This window comes from Helicobacter pylori oki112, assembly GCF_000600085.1.
Lineage (GTDB): Bacteria > Campylobacterota > Campylobacteria > Campylobacterales > Helicobacteraceae > Helicobacter > Helicobacter pylori_CY.
This window is the reverse complement of record NZ_CP006821.1, coordinates 1,341,067-1,353,085: the sequence shown is the minus strand read 5'-3', so window position 1 is coordinate 1,353,085 and position 12,019 is coordinate 1,341,067. Positions and strand designations below refer to the sequence as shown.

The window sequence follows — 12,019 nt, the reverse complement described above, 5'->3', positions numbered from 1 at the left end:
GGTTTAGACCTTTAAAATCGCGTCTTCTTTGTTTTTCACGCTTTCATCAATTGTTTTAATGGCTTCATCGGTGGTTTTTTGGATCTGCTCTTGGGCTTTTTTGCTTTCATCTTCGCTGATTTCTTTGTCTTTTTCTAATTTTTTTATCTTGTTGTTAGCGTCTTGGCGGATATTCCTTACAGCCACTTTAGCCTTTTCACCCATCGCTTTGGCGTCTTTTGCGATGAGTTTTCTTTGATCGGTTGTCATGGGCGGGAAAAAAAGCTTGATCGTTTCGCCGTCGTTATTAGGATTCACGCCGATATTGGCTTCTTGAATGGATCTTTCAATTTCTTTGAGCAGGTTTTTTTCCCACGGGCTGATTTGAAGAGTGGTCGCATCCAAGCTCATCACGGAGCCGACTTGATTTAATGCCGTGGGCGTGCCGTAATAATCCACTTTGATGTGATCTAAAATATTGACTGAAACTTTCGCGCTCCTTAGAGTGGAAAAATCTCTATTTAAAGCTTGAATGCTTTTTTGCATTAGATCTTTGGTTTCGTTGTAAATGGCTTGTAACATTATTTTTCATCCTTTTTTTGGTTTGTATGGGCGTTGGTTTGCGTGTGCGTTTTAGGCTTTTGGTGGGCGGTTGGGGGCGTTTTTGTATCCTCTTTGGTTTTTTCAACGCCCTTTATATTATTATTCTCTTTATTCTCTTTTTTGGCACCATTTTTTTCATTCTGTTTGGGGCTTTCAATAAAAGGCGCTTTGGCTGGTTCTTTAGGGAGTTCGTTAGGCGTTTGTTTTGGCATTAAAGGATTAGTGGGGACTTGCTCTAAAGGGTTGAGCGTTGGGTTTAGTGTGGGATTGAGCGTAGGGTTAAGCGTGCCGGTGGCAGGGACTAAGGGCGAAAGCTCTTTGTTGGTTTTAGTTTCATCTAAAATGCTTTTGCCGTATTCTTTATTGTAAAAATAGCCCAAAGCGATGGTGTTGGCAACAAATAACAGCCCTAAAAACATGGTCAATTTCGCCATAAAGCTTGCGGGCCCTTTAGCGCCAAATAAAGACTCATTACTCCCACTATAAGCCCCTAAGCCGATGCTAGAACTTTTTTGCAACAAAACCACTACCACAATCAATACCGCTAAAACAATTTGTAAGCCTAACAGAGCACTCGTCATAAACACTGATTCCTTAAATGCCTAAAATTTAGAAAAAATTACGCTTGATCTTATCTAAAATTTGCTAAGAATACACTAAAATTTAGTTTTAATTTCAAGCGTGGTGCGTTAAAGGCGGTGGTGTTGGACTCTTTTCATTCATTCAATCAGCTTGCATTCAATCAGCATTCATTCAATAAGCATGCCAAAACTTATCACCTTTTTGCTCATATCCAGCAACAAATCGCTATCTGTCTTGTTCAATTTTTAAAACAAAAACGTTACGATAAAGTTTTGGATCTAGGATCGGGGAGTGGGGCTGTTTTTAACGCTTTAGAGCGGCAAAATATTGTGATTGAAAATTTTATCGCTTTGGATAATTCCATAAACATGCTCAAATTACACCCCACGCATTCTATCAACATCCAAAAAATCTCTTTAGAGCATGCGGATTTTGAAGAACATGTTTTTTGCGATTACGATCTGGTTGTGTCTTCTTCTTCTTTGCAATGGGCAAGGGATTTAAAAAGCGTTTTAGAAAAAATCGCTCTTTCTAGTAAGGAGGTGGCTTTAGCTATCCATACGGATTTTAGTTTGCATGAAGTGCATGAGTTTTTAGGCACGCCTTCGCCTTTAAGGGATCTTAAAACGCTCAAATCCTTAATCAAAAATGCTTTTAAAAATTTTCAAATAGAATTGGAAAACAAGCGCTTCGCTCTTTATTTCAACCGCAAACAAGACGCTTTGAATTACCTTAAAAAATGCGGTCTTTTGGGGGGCTCAACGCTGAGCTTCAAGCAAAAAAAACATTTTTTTCAAAACATGGCGTTTGAAAAATTGAGCTATGAAGTGTTACTCTTTTCTGGAATCAAGCGTTCTCAAAAACTAAGATAAATTAAAATATTAAAATTAGGTGGTTACAATAAACGCTAAACTAATGAGCGAGAAACAACATGCACAAAAAACGAGTCTTTTCAGGCATCCAACCGACCGGGCAAATCCATTTGGGCAACTATTTAGGAGCGATCAAGCATTGGGTAGAGGCGCAAGATGAATATGAAAACCTTTTTTGCGTCGTCAATTCGCATGCGATCACTCTACCCATAGATCCTGCATTTTTAAAATCCCAAAGCTATGAATTAGTCAAATTGCTTTTGGCTTGCGGGATTGATCCTAAACAATCGGGGTTATTCATTCAAAGTGAAGTGGATGAGCACCCGGCTTTAGCATGGCTATTAAATTGCCAGGTGTCTATGGGGGAAATGCAAAGAATGACGCAATTCAAAGACAAGTCTTTAAAAAACCCTAAAAGCGTGAATGTGGGGCTTTTCAATTACCCTATTTTGATGGCGTCAGATATTTTATTATACCAAAGCGATTTAGTGCCAGTGGGCGAAGATCAAAAACAGCATTTAGAGCTCACACGAAACATTGCAGAAAAATTTAACAGGGATTTTGGGAGTTGCTTTAAAGTGCCAGAGCCTTTGATCGCTAAAGTGGGGGCAAGGGTTATGGGGCTAGATGATCCAAAAGTGAAGATGAGTAAATCGCATCAAGGGGCTAACCATGCGATTTTTCTTTTAGATGAGCCAGACATTATTGTAAGAAAAATCAAAAAAGCGGCCACTGATTCTATGGGCGTTATTGCCTTTGATGAAAAAAGAGAGGGCGTTTTTAACCTTTTAAATATCTACATGCTTTTAAGCAATGAAAGCCCAGAAAACATAGAAGAACGCTTCAAAAATAAGGGCTATGGGGATTTTAAAAAGGAATTGGCTGAAGTGGTGATCCAGGCTTTAAAACCCATCCAAGAAAGATACAAAGAAATCAGCGATGATGAGGTGAAAGCCGTTTTAAATTGCGGTGCTGAAAAAGCCAGGCCTTTAGCGCAAGCGACTTACCAAAAGGCTAAAGAATTGATGGGGTTGGTTTAGATGAAAATTTTAGGTTTGTGGTTAGGGGTGTTTTGTTTCCTTAAGGCTACGCCTTATTTATACTTGGGCGAAGAGCCTAAATACAAAGACAATTTCACGCATTTTGAATACGCTAACCCTAACGCTAGAAAAGGCGGTGTTTTAAGGAATGACGCTATAGGGACTTTTGATAGCCTTAACCCTTTTATACTTAAAGGCACTAAAGCCGAAGGCTTGGATCTGATTTATGACACTTTAATGGTGCAAAGTTTGGACGAACCTTTTGCCGAATACCCCTTAATCGCTAAAGACGCAGAAGTGGCTAAGGATAACAGCTATGTGATTTTTACCTTAGACAAAAGAGCGAGATTCAGCAATAACGCTCCCATTTTAGCGAGCGATGTGAAGTTTAGTTTTGATACGATAATGGAATTAGGATCGCCTCTCTATCGGCAGTATTACCAAGATGTTAAAAAGGCGGTTATTTTAGACAAGCACCATGTTAAGTTCATTTTCAAAACCACTGAAAATAAAGAATTGCCTCTCATTTTAGGGCAGTTGCAAATCTTTTCCAAAAAAGCGTTTCAAAAGGATTATTTCACCAAAAACCCTTTACTCATTCCTGTTTCTAGCGGCCCTTATGTGATCGCTTCTTTTGATGTGGGCAAGAAAATCACCTACCAAAGAAACCCTAATTATTGGGCGAGGAATTTGCCTAGCAGAAAGGGGCAATTCAATTTTGATGAGATCAAATTTGAGTATTATAAAGACGAAACCATTGCTTTACAGGCTTTTTTAAGCGGGGCGTATGATTGGCGCATTGAAATCACGGCTAAGGTTTGGGCTAGGGGCTATGTGGGGAAAGCTATGGACAATAAAAAAATCACTAAATACCTAATAGCCCATAAAATGCCAAGCGGCATGCAAGGGTTTTTCTTCAATACGCGCCGGGAAATTTTTAAGGATAAAAGGGTGCGTGAAGCCTTATTTTATGCGTTTGATTTTGAATGGGCGAATAAAAATTTGTTTTTTTCGCAATACAAACGCACCACCAGTTTTTTTAGCAATTCTATTTATGCGTCCCCTCCTCTTCCAAGCCCTGAAGAAAAAGCTCTGTTAGCCCCTTATGAAAAGAGTTTGGATGAAAGGGTTTTTAAAGAGCCTTATGTCGTGCCTAGAACCGATGGGCCTGATGTTTTGGGCTATAATTTGAGGGAAAATTTAAAATACGCTCAAAAGCTTTTAGAAAGCACGGGCTTTTCTTACAAAAACATGCGTTTAGTGGATAAGAATAACAAGCCGTTTAGTTTCACTTTGCTTTTAAACAGCCCGGCTTTTGAAAGACTGGCTCTAGCCTTTGCTAAAAACTTAAGGGTGTTAGGGATTGAAATGAAAATCCAAAGAGTGGATTTAAGCCAGTATGTCAATCGGGTCAAAAGCTATGATTTTGACATGATTGTAGGGGTGATAGGCCAATCGTCTTTCCCGGGTAATGAGCAACGCTTTTATTTTGGCTCTTTGAGTGCTAAAGAAAAAGGCTCAAGGAATTATGCGGGGATCTCTAGTAAAGCGGTAGATGATTTGATTGAAAAAATCATTAACGCTAAAGATTATAAAGAGCAATTAGCCGCCATTCAAGCGATGGATAGGGTGCTGTTGTGGGGGTTTTATGTGATACCGCATTTTTATTTGCCTAATTACAGGATCGTGGCGTATAATTACATTGGCATGCCTGAAGTCAGCCCTAGCTATGGATTTTCGCCGTATTTATGGTGGATAAAAAAAGAAAGGGGTCCTAAATGATTGCTTACATTCTCAAACGCTTGCTTTTGATTATCCCTACTTTATTGGCCATCATGACGATTAATTTCTTTCTGATCCAATCGGCTCCTGGAGGCCCTATAGAGCAGATGATGGCTAAAATCAATAACACGCAGTCCAAAGAGATTCAAGGCGTTGTTAAAGAGCGTTCGTATAGGGCGTCTCAAGGGTTGGAGAGCGATTTGTTAGAAAATTTAAAAAAACTCTATGGTTTTGACAAGCCTATAGGGGAGCGCTACCTTCTCATGCTCAAAAAATACGCACAATTTGATTTTGGGGAGAGCTTTTATCGCCAGATTAAAGTGATAGATTTGATTAAGGAAAAATTGCCGGTATCCATTTCGTTAGGGTTTTTTAGCACGCTTTTGATTTATCTCATTTCTATCCCTTTAGGGATTTTTAAAGCCAAACGCAATAACGAGCCTTTAGACATGCTAAGCAGCGTGGTGATCATTGTCGCTAACGCTATCCCGGCCTTTTTGTTTGCAGTGGTGTTGATCGTGTTTTTTGCTGGAGGGAATTATTGGCATTGGTTCCCTTTAAAGGGGCTGGTGAGCGATAATTTTGAAAGTTTGAGCGCATTAGGCAAAATCAAGGATTATTTATGGCATATCACTTTGCCCGTTCTTTGCATTTCTTTAGGGGGTTTTGCAAGCCTTACGCTTTTAGTGAAAAACTCTTTTTTAGATGAAATGGGCAAGCTTTATGTATTGAGCGCTAAGGCTAAGGGCTGTTCAGTGGGGCGTATTTTTTATGCACATGTATTCCGCAATGCGATTTTGTTAGTGGTGGCGGGTTTCCCGCAGGCTTTTTTGGGCATGTTTTTTAGCTCAAGCTTGTTGATAGAGATTGTTTTTAGCCTAGATGGGTTAGGGCTTTTAGGGTATGAAAGCATTGTGAGCAGGGATTATCCTGTTGTGTTTGGCTCGCTTTATATTTTCACGCTTTTAGGTTTGGTGGCGAGTTTGATAAGCGATTTGCTCTGCGTGGTGATTGACCCTAGGATTGATTTTGAAAAGCGTTGAGAGTAGGAATGAAAACTGAGATGAAATCTTCTTTAAAACTTTTTATGCGGCCTTTGTTGGTGGTTTTGGCGTTCATGTTGTTGTATGCTTTAGCGCATGCTGCTCTTGGTTTTTATGCGAAAAAAGACAGCGCTCCAATAAGCCCAAATGCAGAAAAAACCGAAACAGAGCGTCAAAACAGCGCGCTTTCGCCCAAACAAGAAGAAGCCAACACGACCACAACCGCCACAGAAGAAAGCCCCACCAAAGACACAGCACCACCTTTAGAAACAGCCACGCAAGAAAAAGAAACTAAACAAGAAACTAAACAAGAGCAAGAAAAAGAAAACGAGCCTAAACAAGACAGCGCCTCGCCCATTCAAAACAACCAAAAAACCCCTACAACCCCCTTAATGGGAAAAAAACCTTTAGAGTATAAAGTCGCAGTCAGTGGCGTGAATGTGCGCGCTTTTCCCAGCACAAAAGGTAAAATCTTGGGATTGCTTTTAAAAAATAAAAGCGTGAAGGTTTTAGAAATCCAAAACGATTGGGCTGAAATTGAATTTTCTCACGAAACAAAGGGCTATGTGTTTTTAAAACTTTTAAAAAAGGCTGAATGAAAGAATAATGAAATTAAAATCTTTTGGGGTTTTTGGGAATCCCATTAAGCATTCCAAATCGCCCTTAATCCATAACGCTTGTTTTTTAACTTTTCAAAAAGAATTAGGGTTTTTGGGGCATTACCACCCCATATTACTCCCTTTAGAAAGCCGTATCAAAAACGAGTTTTTAACTTTAGGGCTTAGTGGGGCTAATGTAACCTTACCCTTTAAAGAAAGGGCGTTTCAGGTTTGCGACAAAATCAAGGGCATCGCGCTTGAATGCGGAGCGGTCAATACGCTTGTTTTAGAAAATGATGAGCTTGTGGGTTACAATACCGACGCTTTAGGTTTCTGGCTCTCTTTGGGGAATGAGGGCTACCAGAGCGCTCTGATTTTAGGCTCTGGGGGGAGCGCTAAAGCCCTAGCGTGTGAATTGAAAAAACAAGGCTTACAAGTGAGCGTGTTGAACCGCTCTGCTAGGGGATTGGATTTTTTCCAACGCTTGGGTTGTGATTGTTTCATGGAGCCTCCTAAAAGCGCTTTTGATTTGATTATTAACGCCACTTCAGCGAGTTTGAATAACAAATTGCCTTTAAATAAAGAGGTTTTGAAAGGGTATTTTAAAGAGGGCCAGCTCGCTTATGATTTGGCGTATGGGTTTTTAACGCCCTTTTTGTCTTTAGCCAAAGAGTTAAAAACCCCTTTTCAAGACGGGAAAGACATGCTTATCTATCAAGCTGCTTTAAGTTTTGAAAAGTTCAGCGCTTCTCAAATCCCTTATTCAAAAGCGTTTGAAATCATGCGAAGTGTTTTTTGATGCAAGGGTTTTTAAGAAGCTTGTTTTTTGGGGTTAAAAAGATCCCTAAATCATTCGCCCCTCTAATAGAAAAGGGCGTTTTAAAAGAAGCGCTTGGATGCAACAAGGAACGCTATTTTTTAAAAGAAGGCTTTGATATAGGCAGAATTGAATGGGTAGAAAATAAGGCGTTTTTCATTTCTTTAGCGAAAAATTACCCCAAAGACCCTTTCATCAAAAACTTACCCTCTTCTTTTAAAACAGACGCTTTGATTTTATGCAAAATAGAATGTTCTAAAAAACGCCCCATAGCCTTTTTTAAAGCCGCTCTTTTAAACACAGATCACACGATGATAGCTTACCTGGCTAAAAAAAATCACCAGATTGTGGCCATCCCTTTTAAAGAGCCTTTTAAAAAACCCATTCTTTTAAAGCACAGCCAAAAATCCTTATTAGAATTGCCTAGGCATTGCGTGGTAAAGATCGATTTTAAAAAGCGTGAAATCAGCGAAATTTTAGGGGCTTTAGAAGACCCTTTAATAGATGAAAACCTTTCTTTAAGCCTTTTTGACAGGATCAAAGGTTTTTCTAAAGATTGTTTGAATTTAGCCCAACATTACGCGCAACTTAAAGCGAGCGATTTTAAAAACAGGATCAATTATTCTCACATCCCTTTCATCACCATTGACCCCAAAGACGCTAAAGATTTTGACGATGCGATTTTTTATGATCAAGAAAAAAGGGTTTTGTTTGTGGCGGTTGCTGATGTGAGCGAATTTGTGCCGAAATATTCCAGTTTGGATAAAGAAGCTAGGATTAGGGGCTTTAGCGTGTATTTCCCTAATAGCGTGTATCCCATGCTGCCTTTGAGTTTATCTCAAGGGGCATGCTCACTAAAAGCGTTTGAAAAACGCCTGGCTTTAGTGTATGAAATCCCTTTAGATAATTTGGAAAACGCCCAATTGTTTCAAGGCGTTATTGAAGTTAGGGCTAATTGCACTTATGAAGAAATCAATCATTTTTTAACCACCCAACAAAGCTCTTTAGATAAAGGTTTGCAACAAAGCCTTTTGGGGTTTTTAGAAATGGCTTTAAAGTTAAAAAAGGAGCGTTTAAAAAAAGGGTTTAATTTCAATTCGTTTGAAAACAAGCTGTATTTGAATAAAGAAGGGCGTATAGAAAAAATTGAAACAGAAACAGAAAGCGATGTGCACACCCTCATAGAAGAAGCCATGCTGTTAGCCAACCAATCTAGCGCAGGGTTATTAGATAAGCATTTTCAAAATAAGGGGATATACCGCACCCATAAAGAGCCAAGTTTAAAGCAGCAAAAACGCCTCTACGACAAGCTTTTTGATTATGAGATCATGCGCCCTAAAAACATGGGCTTTTTTTCTTTTTTAGAGCATGCTTTAAAGATAGCCAAAGAAAAGAAGTTAGAAAGAGAAGTTTCGCGCTTAATCATTAAATCTCAAAATTTAGCCCTTTATAGCCCTATGCAAGAAAGCCATTTTGGTTTGGGGTTTGCCAGCTATACGCATTTCACTTCGCCCATTAGACGATACAGCGATCTAGCCTTACACAGGCTTTTAAAAGAATTATTATTCCATCAAGCTAAAGGCTGTTCGTATTTGTTAGAAGAAACGCCTGAATTATGCACTGAGTTGAACGCTTTGCAAAAAAAGGCCGCTTTGATTGAAAGGGATTTCATCAAGCGCAAATTCGCCCGCTTAGCTTTAGAACTTTTAGAAAAAGAATTTTTGGGCGTTGTTTTGGAGGTTAAAGATTGGGTGGTGGTGGGGTTAAAAGAATTTATAGGGCTTAAAGTTTTAGTCAAAACGAACAAGGTTTTTAAGCCTTTAGAAAAGGTATGCGTTAAAATCACGCATGCGGATTTGATTTTAGGGCAAGTTAGAGGCGAAATCGCAGAAAGGATTAAAGAGCATGTATCGTAAAGATTTGGACCATTATTTAAAACAACGACTCCCTAAAGCGGTGTTTTTGTATGGGGAGTTTGATTTTTTTATCCATTATTATATTCAAACGATTAGCACGCTTTTTAAACGCAATAACCCTGACACAGAAACTTCGCTTTTTTATGCGAGCGATTATGAAAAAAGCCAGATTGCGACCCTTTTAGAGCAGGATTCTTTATTTGGAGGGAGCAGTTTAGTCGTTTTAAAACTGGATTTTGCACTGCATAAGAAATTTAAAGAAAATGATATCAATCTTTTTTTAAAGGCTTTAGAGCGGCCTAGCCATAACAGGCTTATCATAGGGCTTTATAATGCTAAAAGCGACACCACCAAATACAAATACACTAGCGATTTTATCGTTAAATTTTTCCAAAAAAGCCCCTTGAAAGATGAAGCGATCTGCGCGCGCTTTTTTACCCCTAAAACTTGGGAGAGTTTGAAATTCTTACAAGAAATGGCTAATTTTTTACATTTAGACATCAGCAGCCATCTTTTAAACGCTCTTTTTGAAATTAATAACGAAGATTTAAGCATTTCGTTTAACGATTTAGACAAGCTAGCGATTTTAAATACACCCATCACTTTAGAAGACATTCAAGAATTAAGCTCCAATGCGGGGGATATGGATTTGCAAAAGCTCATTTTAGGGCTTTTTTTGAAAAAAAGCGTGCTTGATATTTATGATTATTTGTTAAAAGAGGGCAAAAAGGATGCGGATATTTTAAGGGGGTTAGAGCGGTATTTTTACCAGCTTTTTTTATTTTTCGCCCACATTAAAACGACCGGCTTGGTGGACGCTAAAGAGGTTTTAGGCTACGCTCCTCCTAAAGAAATCACCGAAAATTACGCTAAAAACGCCTTGCGTTTGAAAGAAGCCGGCTATAAGAGGGTTTTTGAAATTTTTAGGTTATGGCACATTCAAAGCATGCAAGGGCAAAAGGAATTGGGCTTTTTGTATTTGACCCCCATTCAAAAAATCATTAACCCTTGAAAAATGCCTAAGGCGTTTTTCGTTTTGAGCTTTAATATTCCAATAAAACTAAATTTAATCCAAAAACAAGCGAAAGCAAGGTATAATTGAAAGTTTTTTAGACCTTGCTCTTTTTTAGTAAAAAAAGGGCTATACAACCACAAGGAGAATGGATGAGGCATTATGAAACGATGTTTATTCTCAAACCTACTTTAGTAGAAGAAGAGATTAAATCCAAAATTGAGTTTTATAAAGAAGTGATCACTAAGCATCACGGCGTGATTGAAACGAGCCTGGATATGGGCATGCGTAATTTAGCCTATGAAATCAAAAAGCACAAAAGAGGCTATTATTATGTGGCGTATTTCAAAGCAGAGCCGTCAATGATTTTAGAGCTTGAACGATTGTATCGCATCAATGAAGACGTGTTGCGTTTCATTGTGATCAAATACGAAAGCAAGAAAGAAGTAGAAGCGTGGCATGCGTTAGTGGATAGGGCTAATAAAAAGCCATCGCACGCCAAAGAAAAACACGAAAAAACCGAACACACGCATTCTCACCATGTAGAGGAAGCAGAAAGCGTAGGATCTCATAGCGAATAAGGGCTTATCATGTTTAATAAAGTGATTATGGTAGGGCGTTTGACCAGGAATGTGGAGTTGAAATATTTGCCTAGCGGTTCGGCTGCGGCTACAATAGGTTTAGCCACAAGCAGGCGTTTTAAAAAACAAGACGGCACGCTAGGCGAAGAGGTGTGCTTTATAGATGCGCGTTTGTTTGGGCGAACGGCTGAAATCGCTAACCAGTATTTGAGCAAGGGTTCAAGCGTTTTGATAGAAGGGCGTTTGACTTATGAAAGTTGGATGGATCAAACGGGCAAAAAAAATTCCCGCCACACTATCACAGCGGACTCGTTGCAATTTATGGATAAAAAGTCAGACAATCCCCAAGCAAACGCTATGCAAGATAGCGTGATGCATGAGAATTCCAACAACGCTTATCCCGCTAATCATAACGCTCCTAGCCAAGATCCTTTTAACCAAGCCCAAAGTTATGCACAAAACGCTCACGCTAAAGAGAATTTACAAGCACAGCCGTCCAAGTATCAAAACAGCGTGCCTGAAATCAATATTGATGAAGAAGAAATCCCCTTTTAAGGGTTAAAATTAAGGAGACATTATGGAAAGAAAACGCTATTCAAAACGCTATTGCAAATACACTGAAGCTAAAATCAGCTTTATTGACTATAAAGATTTAGACATGCTCAAGCACACGCTATCAGAGCGCTATAAAATCATGCCAAGGAGGTTGACAGGCAACAGCAAAAAGTGGCAAGAAAGGGTGGAAGTAGCGATCAAAAGAGCCCGCCACATGGCTTTAATCCCCTACATTGTGGATAGGAAAAAAGTCGTGGATAGCCCTTTTAAACAGCACTAAATTTTTGGGCTAATAGGGGGCATGCCCCCTTTTAATCTTATTTAATCTTATTTAATCTTATTTAATCTTATTTAATCTTATTTAATCTTATTTAATCTTATTTAATATTATTTAATATTATTTAATATTATTTAATATTATTTAATATTATTTAATCTTATTTAATCTTATTTAATCTTGGCTTGGCTTTTATGGAGCTCTAGCGGTAAAAACGATAAAAATCCCCTTTAAAACCACCCGAGCAGAAATCCCAAATATCTCTAGTGTTTGGACGCTTCATAACAAAATGAAAGAGCTTGATTTTAGCGGTGATTTCTTAAGCGTCATTATTGAACTAGTGGGAATGTTATTTTGAAAC

The 12,019-nt window shown here is 38.7% G+C and carries 14 protein-coding genes; 11 read left to right on the top strand and 3 right to left on the bottom strand.

From position 1 onward, the window contains the following. Nucleotides 1-3: 3 nt before the first annotated feature. On the bottom strand, nucleotides 4-561 hold the full coding sequence (frr, locus tag HPOKI112_RS06425; RefSeq protein ID WP_025309983.1) for a ribosome recycling factor: 558 nt from the start codon (nucleotides 559-561) through the stop codon (nucleotides 4-6). Continuing rightward, the gene (secG, locus tag HPOKI112_RS06420; protein WP_025309982.1) at nucleotides 561-1,163 is read right to left on the bottom strand and encodes a preprotein translocase subunit SecG; all 603 of its coding nucleotides are present in this window, start codon (nucleotides 1,161-1,163) and stop codon (nucleotides 561-563) included. The genes frr and secG overlap by 1 nt, the downstream gene beginning before the upstream one ends. Nucleotides 1,164-1,286: 123 nt before the next feature. Between secG and HPOKI112_RS06415 the strand changes: the two genes are divergently transcribed. The 8 genes from HPOKI112_RS06415 to holA are packed head-to-tail and all read left to right on the top strand — an operon-like array spanning nucleotide 1,287 to nucleotide 10,245. Then, the gene (locus HPOKI112_RS06415) at nucleotides 1,287-2,036 is read left to right on the top strand and encodes a methyltransferase domain-containing protein (RefSeq protein ID WP_025309981.1); all 750 of its coding nucleotides are present in this window, start codon (nucleotides 1,287-1,289) and stop codon (nucleotides 2,034-2,036) included. 59 nt (nucleotides 2,037-2,095) lie between these two features. After that, nucleotides 2,096-3,076: a tryptophan--tRNA ligase gene (gene trpS, locus HPOKI112_RS06410; protein ID WP_025309980.1), complete on the top strand. Its 981-nt coding sequence runs from the start codon at nucleotides 2,096-2,098 to the stop codon at nucleotides 3,074-3,076. After that, nucleotides 3,077-4,858 (top strand): extracellular solute-binding protein, encoded by a 1,782-nt coding sequence (locus HPOKI112_RS06405; protein WP_025309979.1) that lies wholly within the window; start codon nucleotides 3,077-3,079, stop codon nucleotides 4,856-4,858. It abuts the gene before it with no gap. Further along, a complete protein-coding gene (locus tag HPOKI112_RS06400) occupies nucleotides 4,855-5,901 on the top strand; it encodes a microcin C ABC transporter permease YejB (protein ID WP_025309978.1) in 1,047 nt (348 codons plus the stop codon). Before HPOKI112_RS06405 ends, HPOKI112_RS06400 begins: the two co-directional genes overlap by 4 nt. Before the next feature lie 8 nt (nucleotides 5,902-5,909). Further along, nucleotides 5,910-6,500: an SH3 domain-containing protein gene (locus HPOKI112_RS06395; RefSeq protein ID WP_025277121.1), complete on the top strand. Its 591-nt coding sequence runs from the start codon at nucleotides 5,910-5,912 to the stop codon at nucleotides 6,498-6,500. A 7-nt stretch (nucleotides 6,501-6,507) separates the two neighbouring features. Beyond that, complete coding sequence (locus tag HPOKI112_RS06390; RefSeq protein ID WP_025309977.1) at nucleotides 6,508-7,299, top strand: shikimate dehydrogenase; 792 nt, start codon at nucleotides 6,508-6,510, stop codon at nucleotides 7,297-7,299. After that, nucleotides 7,299-9,233 (top strand): RNB domain-containing ribonuclease, encoded by a 1,935-nt coding sequence (locus tag HPOKI112_RS06385; protein ID WP_025309976.1) that lies wholly within the window; start codon nucleotides 7,299-7,301, stop codon nucleotides 9,231-9,233. Before HPOKI112_RS06390 ends, HPOKI112_RS06385 begins: the two co-directional genes overlap by 1 nt. After that, a complete protein-coding gene (holA, locus tag HPOKI112_RS06380; RefSeq protein WP_025277118.1) occupies nucleotides 9,223-10,245 on the top strand; it encodes a DNA polymerase III subunit delta in 1,023 nt (340 codons plus the stop codon). The genes HPOKI112_RS06385 and holA overlap by 11 nt, the downstream gene beginning before the upstream one ends. Here the strand turns inward: holA and HPOKI112_RS08635 are convergent. Next, on the bottom strand, nucleotides 10,224-10,406 hold the full coding sequence (locus tag HPOKI112_RS08635) for a hypothetical protein (RefSeq protein WP_001120514.1): 183 nt from the start codon (nucleotides 10,404-10,406) through the stop codon (nucleotides 10,224-10,226). The two genes, holA and HPOKI112_RS08635, sit on opposite strands and share 22 nt — an antisense overlap. On the opposite strand from HPOKI112_RS08635, the gene rpsF reads away from it, so the two are divergent. From rpsF to rpsR, 3 genes are read left to right on the top strand one after another with little or no spacing between them, the layout of a single operon-like run. Beyond that, a complete protein-coding gene (gene rpsF / locus HPOKI112_RS06370; RefSeq protein WP_001216701.1) occupies nucleotides 10,398-10,826 on the top strand; it encodes a 30S ribosomal protein S6 in 429 nt (142 codons plus the stop codon). The genes HPOKI112_RS08635 and rpsF overlap by 9 nt on opposite strands. A gap of 9 nt (nucleotides 10,827-10,835) precedes the next feature. Then, a complete protein-coding gene (locus HPOKI112_RS06365; protein ID WP_025309975.1) occupies nucleotides 10,836-11,381 on the top strand; it encodes a single-stranded DNA-binding protein in 546 nt (181 codons plus the stop codon). A gap of 22 nt (nucleotides 11,382-11,403) precedes the next feature. Then, on the top strand, nucleotides 11,404-11,661 hold the full coding sequence (gene rpsR / locus HPOKI112_RS06360) for a 30S ribosomal protein S18 (RefSeq protein ID WP_000440196.1): 258 nt from the start codon (nucleotides 11,404-11,406) through the stop codon (nucleotides 11,659-11,661). Nucleotides 11,662-12,019 lie beyond the last annotated feature (358 nt).